The 16930-nt window shown below is 70.2% G+C and carries 14 protein-coding genes and 2 pseudogenes; all 16 read left to right on the top strand.

Features of this window, described 5'->3' with window-relative positions; translation table 11 throughout:
* Window positions 1–97: 97 nt before the first annotated feature.
* A complete protein-coding gene (locus OG331_RS37100) occupies window positions 98–766 on the top strand; it encodes a GntR family transcriptional regulator (RefSeq protein ID WP_406204724.1) in 669 nt (222 codons plus the stop codon).
* On the top strand, window positions 763–1671 hold the full coding sequence (locus OG331_RS37105) for a dihydrodipicolinate synthase family protein (RefSeq protein WP_406204726.1): 909 nt from the start codon (window positions 763–765) through the stop codon (window positions 1669–1671). The genes OG331_RS37100 and OG331_RS37105 overlap by 4 nt, the downstream gene beginning before the upstream one ends.
* Complete coding sequence (araD, locus tag OG331_RS37110) at window positions 1668–3398, top strand: L-arabinonate dehydratase (RefSeq protein WP_406204729.1); 1731 nt, start codon at window positions 1668–1670, stop codon at window positions 3396–3398. The genes OG331_RS37105 and araD overlap by 4 nt, the downstream gene beginning before the upstream one ends.
* Window positions 3399–3505: 107 nt before the next feature.
* A complete protein-coding gene (locus OG331_RS37115; RefSeq protein ID WP_406204732.1) occupies window positions 3506–4441 on the top strand; it encodes a carbohydrate ABC transporter permease in 936 nt (311 codons plus the stop codon).
* Complete coding sequence (locus tag OG331_RS37120) at window positions 4438–5334, top strand: carbohydrate ABC transporter permease (protein WP_406204735.1); 897 nt, start codon at window positions 4438–4440, stop codon at window positions 5332–5334. The genes OG331_RS37115 and OG331_RS37120 overlap by 4 nt, the downstream gene beginning before the upstream one ends.
* Window positions 5331–6626, top strand: a complete 1296-nt coding sequence (locus OG331_RS37125) for a polysaccharide lyase family 1 protein (protein ID WP_406204738.1) — start codon at window positions 5331–5333, stop codon at window positions 6624–6626. The genes OG331_RS37120 and OG331_RS37125 overlap by 4 nt, the downstream gene beginning before the upstream one ends.
* The gene (locus tag OG331_RS37130) at window positions 6623–7792 is read left to right on the top strand and encodes a Gfo/Idh/MocA family protein (RefSeq protein ID WP_406204741.1); all 1170 of its coding nucleotides are present in this window, start codon (window positions 6623–6625) and stop codon (window positions 7790–7792) included. The genes OG331_RS37125 and OG331_RS37130 overlap by 4 nt, the downstream gene beginning before the upstream one ends.
* The gene (locus OG331_RS37135) at window positions 7792–8637 is read left to right on the top strand and encodes a PmoA family protein (protein WP_406204744.1); all 846 of its coding nucleotides are present in this window, start codon (window positions 7792–7794) and stop codon (window positions 8635–8637) included. Before OG331_RS37130 ends, OG331_RS37135 begins: the two co-directional genes overlap by 1 nt.
* Window positions 8634–10148, top strand: coding sequence for a family 43 glycosylhydrolase (locus tag OG331_RS37140; RefSeq protein ID WP_406204746.1), 1515 nt, complete (start codon window positions 8634–8636; stop codon window positions 10146–10148). Before OG331_RS37135 ends, OG331_RS37140 begins: the two co-directional genes overlap by 4 nt.
* Before the next feature lie 69 nt (window positions 10149–10217).
* Window positions 10218–11270 carry a polysaccharide lyase family 1 protein gene (locus OG331_RS37145; protein ID WP_406204749.1) on the top strand — a complete coding sequence of 351 codons (1053 nt, stop codon included), beginning with the start codon at window positions 10218–10220 and terminating at the stop codon, window positions 11268–11270.
* Between the two features lie 107 nt (window positions 11271–11377).
* Window positions 11378–12727 (top strand): ABC transporter substrate-binding protein, encoded by a 1350-nt coding sequence (locus OG331_RS37150; protein ID WP_406204752.1) that lies wholly within the window; start codon window positions 11378–11380, stop codon window positions 12725–12727.
* Between the two features lie 99 nt (window positions 12728–12826).
* Complete coding sequence (locus OG331_RS37155) at window positions 12827–13630, top strand: rhamnogalacturonan acetylesterase (protein WP_406204755.1); 804 nt, start codon at window positions 12827–12829, stop codon at window positions 13628–13630.
* Window positions 13631–13660: 30 nt separating this feature from the next.
* Complete coding sequence (locus tag OG331_RS37160) at window positions 13661–14971, top strand: polysaccharide lyase family 1 protein (RefSeq protein ID WP_406204758.1); 1311 nt, start codon at window positions 13661–13663, stop codon at window positions 14969–14971.
* A gap of 81 nt (window positions 14972–15052) precedes the next feature.
* Entirely contained in the window at window positions 15053–16225 is a 1173-nt protein-coding gene (locus OG331_RS37165) for a pectinesterase family protein (protein WP_406204761.1), read from the top strand.
* Window position 16226: 1 nt separating this feature from the next.
* Window positions 16227–16731 (top strand): annotated as a pseudogene (locus OG331_RS37170) (pectin esterase); the annotation flags it as partial.
* Window positions 16721–16930, top strand: a pseudogene (locus OG331_RS37175) (pectate lyase); the annotation flags it as partial. The pseudogenes OG331_RS37170 and OG331_RS37175, both read left to right, overlap by 11 nt.

The raw sequence follows: 16930 nt of genomic DNA on the forward strand, positions 1-16930 counted from the left end.
TCGCGTCGTACTTCGTACGTCATATATGAGACGCGATACGTGAGATCCGATACGCGAGACCCGGACCCTGGGCCCCGCGAAGATCCGAGAGGCGCGCATGACCTCTGTGCCCACGCCGATCCCCTCCCGCACGCAGTTCGTGCTGGAGGAGATCAAACGCCGCATCCTCACCGGGCAGTTGACGCCCGGTCAGGCCCTGGTCGAGACCGAGCTCGCCGCGCAGTTCGGGGTGTCCAAGACCCCGGTGCGTGAGGCGCTCAAGACGCTCGCCGGGACCGGGCTGGTCGTGATGAACCAGTACAAGGGCGTCACGGTGCGCATGGTGGACGCGGACATGGCGCGCGAGGTCTACGACGTACGGCTGCTGCTGGAGCCCGAGGCGCTGAAGCGGGCCGTCAGGCGCGGCGCCTCCCTCGACGCCGCCCGTGACGCCCTGACCCGCGCCGACGCGGCCGGCGACACCGCCGAACGCTCCCTCGCGAACCGGGAGTTCCACCGCGCCCTGTACCTGCCCTGCGGCAACCCGCTGCTCGGCCGGATGCTCGACGAGGTGCGGGATCAGGCCGCCCTCGTCTCCGCGGTCGCCTGGGCCGCCTCCCCCTCCTGGGAGCGGGAGGCCGGCGAGCACCGCGACATCCTGCGGCTGGCGCTCGAAGGCGACGCCGACGGCGCCGCGCGCGCCCTGCACGCCCACATCGCGTCGTTCGTGCAACGGGCCTTCCCGGACGCGGGAGTCGAGGCCCAGGGAGAGGACGGTCCGGCATGACAACGACGTTCGAGCCCCAGCGGACGGCCCTGGCCGACGTAGTGGCGATCCCGGTGACCCCGTTCGCCGAGGACGGCCGCGTCGACCAGGACGCTCACCGGGCCCTGCTGCGCCGTCTGCTGGACGGGGGCGTCATCACCCTCACCCCCAACGGCAACACCGGTGAGTTCTACGCCCTCACCCCCGAAGAGCGCCGCCTCGTCACCGAGCTGACCGTCGAGGAGGCGGGCGACCGCGCCGCCATCCTGGTCGGCGTCGGGCACGACGTACCCACCGCCGTCGCCTCCGCCCGGCACGCCCGCGAGCTCGGCGCCCGGATGGTGATGGTCCACCAGCCGGTCCACCCGTACGTCTCCCAGAACGGCTGGGTCGACTACCACCGCGCCATCGCCGCCGCCGTGCCCGACCTGGGCGTCGTGCCGTACATCCGCAACGCCCAGCTCAGCGGCGCGCGCCTCGCCGAACTCGCCGACGACTGCCCGAATGTCATCGGCGTGAAGTACGCCGTCCCGGACGCCGCCAAGTTCGCCGCGTTCGCCCGTGACGCGGGTCTGGAGCGGTTCGTGTGGGTCGCCGGGCTCGCCGAGCCGTACGCGCCCTCGTACTTCTCCGCGGGCGCCACCGGCTTCACCTCCGGACTCGTGAACGTCGCCCCCGCCGTCTCCATGAACATGATCGAAGCGCTGCGGGCCGGCGACTACCCGGGCGCGATGAAGGTCTGGGAGCAGATCCGCCGCTTCGAGGAACTGCGCGCCGCGCACGGCTCCGCCAACAACGTCACCGTCGTCAAGGAGGCCCTCGCCTCCCTCGGCCTGTGCCGCCGCGACGTCCGCCCGCCCAGCAGGGAACTGCCCGAGGACGAGCGCGCCGAGGTCGCCGCCATCGCCGCAGGGTGGTCGATATGACCGGCAGGAAGCGCCCCGAGGAACTCAGAAGCCACCAGTGGTACGGCACCGAGGGCCAGTTGCGCGCCTGGTCGCACAACGCCCGCATGCGCCAGCTGGGGTACGAGGCGGAGGAGTACCGGGGCCGTCCGGTGATCGCCGTCCTCAACACCTGGTCCGACATCAACCCCTGCCACGTCCATCTGCGTGAGCGTGCCGAGGCCGTCAAGCGGGGGGTGTGGCAGGCCGGGGGCTTCCCGCTCGAGTTCCCGGTGGCCACGCTCTCGGAGACGTACCAGAAGCCGACCCCGATGCTCTACCGCAACCTCCTCGCGATGGAGACGGAGGAACTGCTGCGGTCGTATCCGATCGACGCGGCCGTGCTGCTCGGCGGCTGCGACAAGTCGACGCCGGCGCTGCTCATGGGCGCCGCCTCGGCCGACGTGCCGTCGATCTTCGTGCCCGCGGGGCCCATGCTGCCGGGGCACTGGCGCGGCGAGACCCTCGGGTCCGGTACGGACATGTGGAAGTACTGGGACGAGCACCGCGCGGGCAACCTGACGGACTGCGAACTGCGCGAGCTCCAGGGCGGTTTGGCGCGGTCGCCCGGTCACTGCATGACCATGGGGACCGCGTCCACGATGACCGCGGCGGCGGAAGCCCTCGGCATGACCCTGCCCGGCGCCTCCTCGGTCCCGGCCGTCGACTCCGGGCACGAGCGCATGGCCGCCGCCTCCGGGCGCCGCGCCGTGGAGCTCGCGTGGACCGGCCTCCAGCCGTCCGGGATCCTCACCCGCGAGGCCTTCGAGGACGCCGTCACCACGGTGCTCGGGCTCGGCGGCTCCTCCAACGCGGTCATCCATCTGATCGCGATGGCGGGCCGTGCCGGGATCAAGCTCTCCCTCGACGACTTCGACCGCATCGCCCGTACCGTCCCGGTGCTGGCGAACGTGCGGCCCGGCGGACAGACGTACCTGATGGAGGACTTCTACTTCGCCGGCGGCCTGCCCGCCTTCCTCTCCCGGATCACCGACCTGCTGCACCTGGACCGCCCGACGGTCAACGGCACCCTGCGGGAGCAGCTCCAGGGCGCCGTCGTCCACAACGACGACGTCATCCGCACCCGGGAGAACCCGGTCGCCGGCGAGGGCGGCGTCGCCGTGCTGCGCGGCAACCTCTGCCCGGACGGCGCCGTCGTCAAGCACATCTCCGCCGAACGGCACCTGCTGAAGCACACCGGGACCGCGGTCGTCTTCGACGACTACAAGACGATGCAGCGGACCATCAACGAGCCGTCCCTGAACATCACCGCCGACAGCGTGCTGGTGCTCCGCAACGCCGGGCCCAAGGGCGGTCCGGGCATGCCCGAGTACGGAATGCTGCCGATCCCCGACCACCTGCTGAAGCAGGGCGTACGGGACATGGTGCGGATCTCCGACGCCCGGATGAGCGGCACGAGTTACGGCACGTGCGTGCTGCACATCGCGCCCGAGTCGTACGTCGGCGGACCGCTGGCCCTGGTCCGGACCGGGGACACCATCACCCTGGACGTCGAGGCCCGCACGCTCCAACTCAACGTGGACGACGGGGAGTTGGAGCGCCGCCGGGCCGGGTGGGCACCGCCGCCCGCGCGCTATGAGCGGGGCTACGGCGCGCTCTACAACGAGCAGATCACCCAGGCCGACACCGGCTGTGACTTCGAGTTCCTCGCGCGGCCCGGCAAGGTGCAGGACCCGTACGCCGGTTGAACCACCCCTCGACCGCAGCTCAGTCCTGCGTGGTCGAGATCCCGAACGATGATCGGAAAGCGCTTCCGGCGCGTCGCACGCAAGACGTACGAGAACGGAGAACTGTCATGGCCCAAGCCGCAGCCGTGGCGAAACCGCCCGCGCCACCCCGGCGGCGCCGTGCCTCCGCGACCCCGCGCAGGCTCCCGTATCTGCTGATCGCCCCGGCGGCCCTGCTCATGCTGGGCTTCATCGCCTACCCGGTGATCAGCGTCTTCTACTACAGCCTGCAGGAGTACAACCCCACCAAGCCATGGCGGAACGGTTTCACGGGCTTCGACAACTTCGTCCACGCCTTCACCGCGGACCCGCTGTTCCGGGACACGCTGGTCTTCAGCGCCAAGTGGGTGTTCGTCGAGGTCGGGCTTCAGCTGCTGTTCGGGCTCGCGCTGGCGCTGATCGTCAACCAGACCTTCGCGGGCCGTGCGCTCGGCCGTGCCCTCGTGTTCTCCCCATGGGCCGTGTCCGGCGTGCTGACCTCGGCGATCTGGGTGCTGCTCTACAACTCCCAGACGGGCATCACCCGTTACCTCGCGGACGTCGGCATCGGCGCCTACGGCACCAGCTGGCTGTCGGACACCTCCACCGTGTTCCCGGCGGCGATCGTCGCCGACCTGTGGCGCGGGGTGCCGTTCTTCGCGATCCTCATCCTCGCCGACCTCCAGTCCGTCTCGAAGGACCTGTACGAGGCGGCCGAGGTCGACGGGGCCGGCCGGATCAAGCAGTTCTGGCACATCACGCTGCCCCACCTCAAGGACGCGATCGTCCTGTCCACGCTGCTGCGCGCGGTGTGGGAGTTCAACAACGTCGACCTGCTCTACACGCTGACCGGCGGCGGCCCGGCGGGAGTGACCACGACCCTGCCGCTCTACATCGCCAACACCAGCGTCGACGCGCACAACTTCGGCTACGCGTCGGCCCTGACGACCGTCGCGTTCGTGATCCTGCTCTTCTGCTCGATGGTCTATCTGCGGCTGAGCAAGTTCGGAGGTGAGGACAAGTGAGCGTCAAGGAAGCCACCCAGGTCGCGGCGGCGCCCATGCCGGCCGCCCCCGAACCGCCCCGTCCGCGCAAGAAGCACCGCGCCTACGACGAGGTCCCGCGCTGGCAGATCTACCTCCCGCTGTCGATCTACCTGGTCTTCACCCTGATCCCCTTCTACTGGATCCTGCTCTTCTCCCTGCGCCCGGCGGGCTCGACCTCGCTCGTGCCCTGGCCGATCACGTTCGACCACTTCGAGAAGGTCTGGACGGAGCGGAGCTTCGGCACCTACTTCCAGAACAGCGTGCTGGTCGGCGTCGTCACCCTCCTGATGACGACCCTGGTGGCGCTGGCCGGCGGCTACGCGCTCGCCCGCTTCAACTTCAAGATCAAGCGGGCTTTCATGCTGGCCCTGCTCTGCTCCCAGTTCGTGCCGGGCGCGCTGCTGCTGGTGCCGCTGTTCGAGATCTTCGCCGAGCTGCAGATGATCAACTCGCTGGGCAGCGTCATCATCGCGGAGACGGTGTTCCAGCTGCCGCTGTCGATGATCCTGATCAGCAACTTCATCAAGAACGTGCCGTACTCCCTGGAGGAGGCGGCCTGGGTCGACGGCTGCAACCGGATGACGGCCTTCAGGATCGTCGTCCTGCCGCTGCTGCGGCCCGGTCTGATCGCCGTCGGCTCCTTCGCCTTCGTGCACTCCTGGAACCACTTCCTGTTCGCCCTGATGTTCCTCAACAACCAGGAGAAGCAGACCATCCCGGTCGGCCTCAACACCCTGATGGGCGCGGACAGCGTCGACCTCGGCGCGCTCGCCGCGGGCGGCATCATCGCGGCCGTGCCCGTCGTGATCGTGTTCGCCTTCATCCAGAAGTGGCTGATCACGGGCTTCAGTGCGGGGGCGGTGAAGGGATGACTCATCGTCAGATCGCGATGGCGGCAGTCCTGTTGGGGCTGCTCTGCGTCCCGGCCCACGCCGACGACGCCCGTGACATCAGCCGCGACACCCTCGCCCCGAACGACGGCTGGGCCGCGGCCGACGGTGGTACCACGGGGGGTTCCACCGCCGACGACGCCCACGTCTTCACCGTGCGCAACCGAAGTGAGCTCGTCCGCGCCCTGGACGGCGGCAGCTCCACCCCGAAGATCATCAGGGTCGCCGGCACCATCGACGCCAACACCGACGACGACGGCGACCACCTGGACTGCGCCGACTACGCCACCGACGGCTACGGCACCAGCAAGTACCTGGCCGCCTACGACCCCCGCACCTGGGGCTCCGCCAAGCCAAGCGGTCCGCAGGAGGAGGCCCGGCAGGCCTCGGCGGCGAGGCAGGCCGAGCGGATCGAGCTGGCCGTCGGCTCCAACACCACCATCGTCGGGCTCGGTTCCTCTGCTGTCCTCAAGGGCGCGAGCCTCCGGCTCCAAGGCGCGAACAACGTCATCGTCCGCAACCTCGAACTCCGCGACGCCTACGACTGCTTCCCCGTGTGGCAGCCCAACACCGGCGGACTCGGCGACTGGAAGACGGCGTACGACAACATCTGGCTGCGCGGTGCCACCCGTGTGTGGATCGACCATGTGACCCTCAGCGACAAGGGCCACCCGGACGAGCGGGAACCCACCTACTTCGGCCGCAACTACCTCCGCCACGACGGCCTGCTCGACATCACCAACGCCTCCGACCTGGTCACCGTCTCCTGGAGCCGGTTCGCCGACCACGACAAGGCGATCCTCATCGGCAACGGCGACACGGCAACCGGTGACCGCGGCAAGCTCCGGGTCACCCTGCACCACAACGAGTTCGAGTCCGTCGTCCAGCGCGCCCCGCGCGTCCGCTTCGGGCAGGTGCACCTCTACAACAACCGGTACGTCGTCCCGGCCGGCGCCCACGACTACCGCTACTCCGTCGGAGTGTCGACCGAGTCGGCGATCCACGCCGAGAACAACGCCTTCCATACGCCCGGCCACATCGAGGTCGCCGACCTGGTCAAGAGCTGGAACGGGACCGCCCTGCACCAGTCCGGCACCCTCTTCAACGGCTATCCGGTGGATCTGCTCGCCATCCACAACGCCTACAACTCCGGCAGCGAGCGTGACCTCACGGCCGACGTCGGCTGGACACCTACCCTGCACACAAAGATCGACAGCGCCGCCACGGCCGACCGAGCGGTGGCACACGGCGCGGGCGCAGGGAGGATCCCATGAGCACTGCCGTACCCGTCGTGCTGGCGGGCGCGCGCGGCCACGGCCGCTGGCACCTGGACAACATCCGCCGGCTCCAGGACAAGGGGATCGTGCGGCTGGCGGGGATCTGCGAGCTGACCCCGCTGAGCGAGGAGGAACTCCCCGAGGGCCTCGTCGCCCCTTCGGGCGCGCCCGAGCAGTCCGCCGACTTCGGCGCCCTCCTCGACTCCACCGGCGCCCGGATCGCGGTGATCTGCACGCCGATCCCGACCCACACCGACCTCGCCCTGACGGCGGCCCGGCGTGGCGTGCACATCCTGCTGGAGAAGCCGCCCGCCCCGTCGTACGCCGAGTTCCGGCGCATGGCCGACGGGGTCGCCGAGGCCGGCGTCGCCTGCCAGATCGCCTTCCAGTCGCTGGGCTCGCACGCGGTGCCGGCGATCCGGACGCTGATGGCCGAAGGCGCGGTCGGCGCGATCGCCGGTATCGGCGGGGCCGGTGCCTGGGCGCGCCCCGAGGCGTACTACCGGCGGGCACCCTGGGCGGGCAAGCGGCGCCTGAACGGCGTCGACGTCATCGACGGCGTGCTCACCAACCCTCTCGCGCACGCCGTCGCCACCGCCCTCGCGCTGGGCGGGACGGTGCACGCCGAGGACGTCACCGCCATCGAGACCGAGCTGCTGCGCGCCAACGACATCGAGTCCGACGACACCTCCTGCGTCCGCGTCACCACGGCACAGCACCGCCCGGTCGTCGTCGGCGCCACGCTGTGCGCCGAGGACCCCGACGAGCCGTACGTCGTCGTCCACGGCGAACAGGGCCGGATCACCTTCTGGTACAAGCAGGACCGTGTCCTGCTCCAGCGCGCCGGCCACGGCCCCGAGGAGTACGAGTACGGCCGTACGGACCTGCTGGAGAACCTCGTCGACCATGTCACCGACGGCACCGACCTGCTGGTCACGCCCGACGCGACGGGTGCCTTCATGAAGGTCGTTGAAGCGATTCGACTGGCCCCCGACCCGGCCCCGCTGCCGGACGGGGCCTGGCGGCTGCTCCCCGACGAGCAGCGCCGTGTCGTGCCCGGCATCGACGGTCTCGTCGCGGCCGCCGCCGACACCCTCGCCCTCTACTCCGAGCTGGGCGCTTCCTGGGCGCTCCCGGCGAGAACGAAAGAGGTGAGCACCTGATGACCCCCCATGACACCGCGGTGCTGCGTGTCGCGGGCCGCCCGGTCGGCCGGTACGTCACCCGGCCCGAACTGCCGGCCCGCCTCTCCCCGCGCCCGTATCTGCACCCCGTCACCACCCTGGCCGGCACGGCGGTCACCGAGCTGAGCCCCGCCGACCACACCCACCACCTCGGCGTCGGTGTCGCCGTTCCCGACGTCGAGGGGGCCAACTTCTGGGGCGGACGCACCTTCGTCAGCGACCGGGGCCCGACCGAACTGGACAACCACGGCGCCCAGCGGCACGCCGCCTTCCAACTGCGCGACCCCGACGGTTTCGTCGAGGAACTGCGCTGGGTGGCGGCAGGAGCCGAGCTGCTGCGCGAGCGCCGTACCGTCGCGGCCACCGAACTCACCGCATCCGCCTGGGCGTTGGACTTCACGTTCTCCCTGACCAACGTCACCTCCCGCCCGCTGTCCATCGGCAGCCCCGCCACCAACGGGCGCCCGGGCGCGGCCTACGGCGGCTTCTTCTGGCGGGCCCGCAGGGAGTCCTCGGCGCCGGACGTGTTCACCATCGACCGCGACGGCGAGCAGGAGATCCACGGCGGCCGCGCACCCTGGGTGGCGCTGGCAGGCTCCACCTGGACCCTGGTCTTCGCCGGGGCGACCGAACAGACCCGTCTGGACCCGTGGTTCGTACGCGCGCAGGAGTACCCCGGCGTCGGCTCCTCCCTCGCCGCCGGGGAACGGCTCCCGATCCCACCCGGCGAGACCGCCGTACGCCGGATCGTGACCGTGGTCGCCGACGGCCGTATCAGCCGGCTCGAAGCGGCGTCCCTGGTCCGCAAGGCGGTGAGCCCGTGACGACCGGGACCGGGACCTACACGAACCCCATCCTGAACGCCGACTGGTCCGACCCGGACGTCGTCCGCGTCGGCGACGACTTCTACCTCACCGCCTCCAGCTTCGGCCGCGCCCCGGGCCTTCCCCTCCTTCATTCCCGCGACCTCGTCGACTGGACCCTGGTCGGCCATGCCCTGGAACGCCTGGAACCGGCTGGGGAGTTCACCTCACCGCGCCACGACTGCGGCGTCTGGGCACCGTCCCTCCGCCACCACGACGACCGCTTCTGGATCTTCTGGGGCGACCCGGACCAGGGCATCCTCCAGGTCAACGCCCCCGAGATCCGCGGCCCCTGGACCCGCCCGCACCTGGTGAAGGCGGGCAAGGGCCTGATCGACCCCTGCCCCCTCTGGGACGACGAGACCGGCGAGACCTACCTCGTGCACGCCTGGGCCAAGTCCCGCTCCGGCGTCAAGAACCGCCTCACCGGCCACCGGATGCACCCCGACGGCACCGAACTCCTCGACGACGGCAAGCTGATCGTCGACGGCGACCGCATACCCGGCTGGTTCACCCTCGAAGGCCCCAAGCTCTACAAGCACGACGGCTGGTACTGGATCCTCGCCCCGGCCGGGGGAGTGGAGACCGGCTGGCAGGGCGCCTTCCGCTCGCGCGAGTTCTTCGGGCCGTACGAGGAGAGGATCGTCCTGGAACAGCAGGACACCGACGTCAACGGACCGCACCAGGGCGGCTGGGTGCGCACCCCGTCCGGTGAGGACTGGTTCCTGCACTTCCAGCAGCGGGGCGCCTACGGCAGGGTCGTCCACCTCCAGCCGATGCGCTGGGGTGCCGACGGCTGGCCGGTGCTCGGCCGCAATGGCGCGCCCGTGGCCGTGCACCGCAGGCCCGACCTGCCACCGCAGCCGCCCGCCGCGCCCGCCACCGACGACGACTTCCCCGGCGGACGCTTCGGCCGCCAGTGGTCGTGGACCGCCAACCCCCGGGACGGCTGGGCCACCCAGCACTCCGGCGACGGGCTGAGACTCACCTGCGTCCGTACGGCCGACGCCCACGATCTGCGCAGACTGCCGCACATCCTCACGCAGCGACTGCCCGGGATGCCGTGCGCGGTCGAGGTCGAGCTGCGGCTGGACAGTGCGGAGCCGGGGGCGCGGGCGGGCCTCGCGGTGCTCGGGGACGCGTTCTGCTGGATCGGGCTCCAGCGCGGCGCGGACGGGGCGGTTCATGTCGTGCACCGGTTCGCCGAGGCCGTGGCGGAGCGGGAACGGGACGCCGGACACGCGCGGCTCGCGCCCCGGGGGCGCGTGCGGCTGCGGATCGAGATCGGGGCCGGGGCGCGCTGCCGGTTCTCCTACGACGTCGGCGATGGCCCCCGCCCTTCGGGACCGGTGTTCGCCGCCACCCCCTGGCGCTGGGTCGGCGCCCTGCTCGGGCTCTTCGGCCTCGCGCCCGACGGGCAGGGACACGCCGGAGCGGCAACCTTCTCGCACTTCAGGATCGACCCCTTGTAACGCACCTGACCCGTAAGCCTGTTGAGCCTGTTGGGAGCCGCAATGACGCAGCACCTTGATAGCAAGCGCTTGCAGAGACCGGGGCACGGCATGGTCCTGGCCGCCGTGCCGGGCCTTGTCGCCGCGCTGAGCCTCGGGACGATCGGGGAGGCGAAGGCCGCGAGTCCGACGGCGACTTCGGCCTCCGCCGCTCGCTGGACCGACCGACCGCACGGCTTCGCCTCCCTCGCCGGGGGCACGACCGGTGGCGCGGGCGGCGAGGTCGTCACCGTCACCGACCAGGCCTCCCTGGCCAAGTACGCGGCGGCGCAGGAGCCGTACGTCATCCGGGTCCGGGGCGCCATCACCGCGCAGCCCTTCGGCGCGAACATCACCGTCGCCTCGGACAAGACCATCGTCGGCGTCGGCACGAGCGGGGAGCTGGTGCAGGGGGAGTTCCATCTCGAACCCGGCACGCACAACGTGATCATCCGCAATCTGACGATCCGCGACTCGGCGATCGAGGGCAACTGGGACTGCAAGGACACCGACTTCGACGGCATCCAGATGGACACCGTCCACCACGTGTGGGTCGACCACAACCGCTTCTCGAACATCTGCGACGGCCAGCTGGACGTGCGCAAGGACAGCGAGTACGTGACCGTCTCCTACAACCGGTTCGAGAACAACAACAAGACGTTCGGGCTCGGCTGGACGACCAACGTCAAGACGCAGATCACGATCGACCACAACTGGTTCGCCAGCACCAAGCAGCGCAACCCGTCCGTGGACAACGCCGCCCACGCGCACCTGTACAACAACTACCTGACCGCGCAGACGGATCCCGGCGACCCGGTGTGGACGTACGGCAACTGGTCGCGGGGCCGGACCAAGATGGTCATCGAGAACAGCTACTACCGCGACGTCCAGCACCCCTACCAGGCCGACACCACCGCGGAGCTGGTGCAACGCGGGTCGATCCTCAGGAACACGACCGGCCGGCACGACGAGTGGGGTGCCGCCTTCGATCCGCGGGACTTCTACGACTACCGACTGGACCCGGCTGCCGCCGTGCCGGCGCTGGTGACGCGGTTCTCCGGGCCGCAGCAGCGGATCGGCCACCTCACGGGTGCCGAAGGCTGAGCGCCGCGTGCCCCGGCGCTGAGTTGTGCGGCGGTTCGCGCTCGCGCCTCGAAGACCACCCCCACACCTCCATATCCCCGTCTGATCCAGAAGAAGAGAGCCGACCAATGAAGATCAGCATTCGCAGAAGCAGGCGCGCCGCCGTGGCCGTCGCTCTGGGCTCCGTCCTCGCCCTGACCGCCACCGCCTGCGGTGACGACGGGAGCAGCGCGGGCGGTGACAAGGGCGCCGAGGGCAGCGGCACCGGAAAGATCGTCTTCTGGGACAACAACGGCGGTGTCCGCACCGACATCTGGAAGGAGATCATCGCCGACTTCGAGAAGGCCAACCCGGACATCAAGGTCGAGTACGTCGGGATCCCGTCCACCGACTACCAGTCCAAGGTGGACACCGCGCTCCAGGGCGGCGGCCTGCCGGACGTCGGCGGTGTCGGCGCGGCGATGCTCGCCGGATTCGCCGCGCAGGGCGCGCTGGAGCCGCTGGACGACCGGCTCGCCACGTCCTCGCTGAACGGGAAGCTCAATGAGGACATGGTCGCTTCGCTGAAGGCCGCGGGGGGCGGTGACGGCAAGCTGTACTCGGTGCCGACCTCCGCCAACAACGGTGTGCTGTACTACCGCACCGACCTGTTCAAGAAGGCCTCTCTGGACGAGCCGGCGACCTGGGACACGTTCTTCGAGGCCGCAAAGAAGCTGACCGACGCCGGGAAGAACGAGTTCGGGTACACCATCCGTGGCGGTGCCGGCTCCATCGCGCAGGCGCTGGACGCCATGTACGGCCAGTCCGGGATCACGTCCTTCTGGGACGCGAGCGGTGCGAAGACGACCGTCAACGACCCCAAGAACGTGGCCGCGTTGGAGAAGTACGCCGCGCTCTTCAAGAAGGTCACCCCGGCCGCCGACCTCAACAACGACTTCACCAAGATGGTCGCCCAGTGGGATTCCGGCACGATCGGGATGCTGAACCACAACCTCGGGTCGTACCAGGACCATGTGAAGGCCCTCGGCACGGACAAGTTCCGGGGGATTCCGCAGCCGGTGGGCTCCACCGGCAAGCGGGTTCAGGTGTCCAACCCCGTCGATGGGATGGGGCTGTTCAAGAGCTCCAAGAACAAGGACGCCGCCTGGAAGTTCATCGAGTTCGCCACGTCGCACGACGAGAACTCGAAGTTCAACAAGGCGGCCGGCCAGGTGCCGTCGAACAACGACGCCGCGAAGGACGCCTGGATTTCTGAGGCCGAGCCGACGAAGTTGGCCGCCGCGGCGTTGACGGACGGGTCGACGACGATTGTGCAGTTGCCGTACTACCTGCCCGACTGGAACACCATTTCCAAGGCCGACAACGAGCCGAACTTCCAGAAGGTGCTGAACGGGGACATGGGCGCCAAGGAGTTTCTGGATGCGGTGGCCGGTCAGCTGAATGAGGCTCAGGCCGAGTGGACCTCGCGTAACGGCTGAGAGCCCGGTCGGTTCTGTGCGCGGCCGGCTGCGGGTTGTTCGTGGCTGGTCGCGCAGTTCCCCGCGCCCCTAGGGGCCCCCGCGCTGAAAGGCACCCGTGTGTCTCTTACCCGCAGACAGGTCAGTTTGGCGGCCGTCGCCGCCGTTCCTCTCGCCCTCTCGGGCATCGGTACCGCCGAGGCAAGTCAGCGCCATCGCACCCGCACCCTTCACATCGCCGGTGATTCCACCGCCGCCCAGAAATACGCCGATGCCGCCCCCGAAACCGGGTGGGGCATGGCGCTCCCCTTCTTCCTGCGCAAGAACCTGCTCGTTTCCAACCATGCGGTGAACGGGCGAAGTTCCAAGAGCTTTGCCGACGAAGGGCGGCTGGATGTCGTCCTCGCCGCCGTCCGGCCAGGAGACTTCCTGCTCGTCCAGTTCGCGCACAACGACGAGAAGGCCACCGACCCCACCCGGTACACCGAGCCCTGGACCACCTACCAGGACTACCTGCGCCGCTACATCGACGGCGCCCGTGCCCGTGGTGCCCGTCCCGTTCTCGCCACCGCCGTCGAGCGGCGGAAGTTCGACACCGGCGGCAACGCCGTGCCGACCCACGGCGACTATCCGGCGGCGATGCGCGCGCTGGCCCAGCAGGAGCGGGTCGCGCTGCTCGACATCCAGGCCCTGTCCCTCGCGCTGTGGCAGCGGCTCGGGGTCGAGGGGACCAGGACGTACTTCAACTGGACCGCCACCGAGCAGGACAACACGCACTTCAACCCGCCGGGCGCGATCGCCGTGGCGCGTCTCGTGGCACGAGAGCTGCTGCGTACGCGGGTGCTCGGCCCGCAGGACGTGCGCCGGCTCGGCGAGGAGATCCCGGAGTCCTGGATCACCTGGCCGGACGCCACCGCCGCTTGACCCAACCCCAGCAGAAGAGAGAGCCGCACGATGAACGCACTGATATGGCATGGGCATGCCACAAGACGGGCTGCCGTTCTGATCGGCTGCACGGCCCTCGTCCTCGGTCTCACCGGCACCGGGGCGGAAGCCGGGCCCCGTGACCTCGGCCGCCAGGTCCTTGCCCCCGGTGACGGCTGGGGCTCCGCGGGGGCGGGGACGACCGGCGGGTCGGCCGCTGATGCCGAGCACGTCCACACCGTCACCACCTGGGCGGAGTTCCGGCAGGCGCTCGCCGACGGCGGAAGCGCGCCGAAGGTCATCAAGGTCAAGGGCATGATCGACGCCGTGTCGGAGGGCTGCGACGCCTTCGCGGCGGACGGGTACGACTTCCAGCGGTACCTCGCCGACTACGACCCTGCCGTGTGGGGACACGACAACCCCGTCAGCGGGGAACAGGAGGAGCTGCGCGCCGCGTCCGCCGCCCGGCAGGACCAGGCCATCAAGGCGAACGTCCCCGCCGACACCACCATCGTCGGGGTCGGCAAGGGCTCCGGGATCCTCGGCGGCAGCCTCCAGATCAAGGGCGTGGACAACGTCATCCTGCGCAACCTCACCATCGAGGCCCCCGTCGACTGCTTCCCGCAATGGGACCCGACCGACGACAACAAGACCGGCGCCTGGAACTCCGAGTACGACGGCGTGGTGGTGTACGGCTCCACCCATGTGTGGATCGACCACAACACGCTCACCGACGGCCGCTACGCGGACAGCACCCTGCCGTCGTACTTCGGCAAGGTCTACCAGCAGCACGACGGGCTCCTCGACGTCGTGCGCGGCGCCAACCATGTGACCGTGTCCTGGAATTCGTTCGCAGATCACGACAAGACCATGCTGATCGGCAACAGCGACAGCGCGGGTTCCACCGACACGGACAAGCTCAAGGTCACCCTGCACCACAACCGCTTCGAGGGGATCGTCGAGCGGGCGCCCCGGGTGCGGTTCGGGCAGGTCGACTCGTACAACAACCACTTCGTCGTCACCGGGGACCAGAACTACGCGTACGTCTTCGGCATCGGCGCCTCCTCGCAGCTGTATGCCACGCACAACGCCCTTTCGCTGGCGCCCGGCGTCAGCGTCGGCAAGGCGCTGAAGAAGTGGAACGAGGCGCCGCTCACAGCGGAGAACAACTACGTCAACGGGAAGCTGACGGACCTCATCGCCGTCCACAACGCCGAGATCCCCGGCGAGACCCTCCGGTCCGGGGCCGGATGGACGCCAACCCTGCGGACGAGGGTCGACAACCCCAAGGCGGTCCCGGGGATCGTCGACCACTGCGCCGGCGCGGGCCGCCTGCGCTGACGCCCCGGACCGGGGAGGGGCGCCCGCCGCCCCTCCCCGGCCGTTCCCCGGCACGAGCCGCACCCGCGAAGGAGCACCCGTATGCCCTCGCCCCACCTCTTCCGACACCCCCTGTCCAGACGGGGATTCATCACCGCGGGCGCCATGACCGCGGCAGCCCTCACGCTCGCACCGGCACCCGCCCGGGCCGCCGGCAACCCCAGGCCGCCGCGCCCCTTCGGCCGATATGGTTCACCGGCCACCCGCCTCACCCCGCAGACCCTGTACGTCCACCCCTCCGGACAGGGCGACTACACCTCCGTCCAGGCCGCCGTGACCGCGGCCGGGGGCGCCACCCAGGCTCTCGGCACTCGGGGAGGCAGCGGCTGGACGCTGGTCATCGCGCCGGGGACGTACCGGGAGACCGTCGTCGTGGACGTGACCCGGACGGGGATGACCTGGCTGGGCGCCGGTGGCGACCCGCGTGACGTCGTCATCGTGTACGACAACGCCGCCGGCACCCCCAAGCCCGGCGGCGGCACCTACGGCACCACCGGCTCCGCCACCACCCTCGTCCAGGCCGACGGCTTCACCGCCCGTGACCTCACCTTCGCCAACGACTGGCTGCGCGCCGACCACCCCGGCATCAGCGGCACCCAGGCCGTCGCCATCAAGGTGCAGGGCGACCGGTCCGCGTTCCACCACTGCCGGTTCCTCGGCCACCAGGACACCCTGTACGCCGACTCGATCGCCCTCGGCGTTTTCGCCCGCCAGTACTTCTCGCACTGCTATGTCGAGGGCGACGTCGACTTCGTCTTCGGGCGGGCCACGGCCGTCCACGAGCACTGTCACTTCCGGACCCTGACCCGGACCGACCTCTCCTCGGCCCCGTACGGCTTCGTCTTCGCCCCCTCGACGGCGGGCGCCAACCCGCGCGGCTACCTGGTCACCCGGAGCCGCGTCACCAGCGAGGCCCCGGACGCCCACTACAAGCTGGCCCGTCCCTGGGTGCCCAGCTCCGACACCACCGCCCGCCCCAGCCTGGTCGTCCGGGACACCCACCTCGGCCCCGGCATCGACGCGGTCGCCCCCTACACGAACATGTCGGACGGCTTCCCGTGGCAGGACCAGCGCTTCGCCGAGTACCGCAACAGCGGTCCCGGCGCGGTCGTCACCGTCCCGGCCAACCGACCCCAACTCACCGTCGAACAGGCCGAGTCGGCCACCCGCACGGCCTACCTCGGCGACTGGCAGCCGTGGAAGGCGGGGTGCTGACATGCGCAGACGCACCCTGCTGCCGGGATGGCGGGGATGGCCGGGGCAGTGGGCGGCAGCCTGATCGGCGCCGGGGCCGCTCCCGCCGCCGCGAGCACCAGCCGTGTCCTGCACGTCCGCCCCGGCGACTCCGTCCAGGCGGCCGTGGACGCCGTGGACGGGCCCGGCTGGACGATCGTCGTGCACCCGGGGACGTACCGCGAGGTCGTCGGCATCCCGGCCGACAAGCGGGCGTTGACCATGCGCGGCGCCCTGCGCGACCCACGTGCCGCCGTCATCGTCCACGACAACGCGAACGGCACGAAGAAGCCCGACGGCACCACGTACGGCACCGCCGGCTCCGCCACCTTCACTCGGCGGCCCCCGGCCTCACCGTGCGCGACCTGACCATCGCCAACGACTGGCTGCGCGCCGACCACCCCGACATCACCGGCACCCAGGCGGTCGCCGCGTACACCTACGGCGACCGCACCCACTTCGACAACGTCCGGCTGCGAGAACAGCAACAAGGGCGCCATCGTCATCAACCGCACCACCTCCTACGCCAACGCGAAGTGGGGCTACTACTTCGCCACCGGCGCGGCCAGGCTCGGCAAGAACCTCGCCGTGAGCAACGGCGGCGGCTCGGTCAACAAGGGCGGCTCGCTGCCCGCGACCACGTTCCTGACCACGGGCAGCACGACCATCGGCGCGACGATGGACTGA

This window comes from Streptomyces sp. NBC_01017 (genome assembly GCF_045162795.1).
Classification (GTDB): Bacteria; Actinomycetota; Actinomycetes; order Streptomycetales; family Streptomycetaceae; genus Streptomyces; species Streptomyces machairae.

What these genes read in the sequence shown, in the direction of transcription:
- OG331_RS37100 (WP_406204724.1), top strand. Translation starts at nt 98, where the DNA reads ATGACCTCTGTGCCCACGCCGATCCCCTCCCGCACGCAGTTCGTGCTG.
- OG331_RS37105 (WP_406204726.1), top strand. Translation starts at nt 763, where the DNA reads ATGACAACGACGTTCGAGCCCCAGCGGACGGCCCTGGCCGACGTAGTG.
- araD (WP_406204729.1), top strand. Translation starts at nt 1,668, where the DNA reads ATGACCGGCAGGAAGCGCCCCGAGGAACTCAGAAGCCACCAGTGGTAC.
- OG331_RS37115 (WP_406204732.1), top strand. Translation starts at nt 3,506, where the DNA reads ATGGCCCAAGCCGCAGCCGTGGCGAAACCGCCCGCGCCACCCCGGCGG.
- OG331_RS37125 (WP_406204738.1), top strand. Translation starts at nt 5,331, where the DNA reads ATGACTCATCGTCAGATCGCGATGGCGGCAGTCCTGTTGGGGCTGCTC.
- OG331_RS37130 (WP_406204741.1), top strand. Translation starts at nt 6,623, where the DNA reads ATGAGCACTGCCGTACCCGTCGTGCTGGCGGGCGCGCGCGGCCACGGC.
- OG331_RS37135 (WP_406204744.1), top strand. Translation starts at nt 7,792, where the DNA reads ATGACCCCCCATGACACCGCGGTGCTGCGTGTCGCGGGCCGCCCGGTC.
- OG331_RS37150 (WP_406204752.1), top strand. Translation starts at nt 11,378, where the DNA reads ATGAAGATCAGCATTCGCAGAAGCAGGCGCGCCGCCGTGGCCGTCGCT.
- OG331_RS37160 (WP_406204758.1), top strand. Translation starts at nt 13,661, where the DNA reads ATGAACGCACTGATATGGCATGGGCATGCCACAAGACGGGCTGCCGTT.
- OG331_RS37165 (WP_406204761.1), top strand. Translation starts at nt 15,053, where the DNA reads ATGCCCTCGCCCCACCTCTTCCGACACCCCCTGTCCAGACGGGGATTC.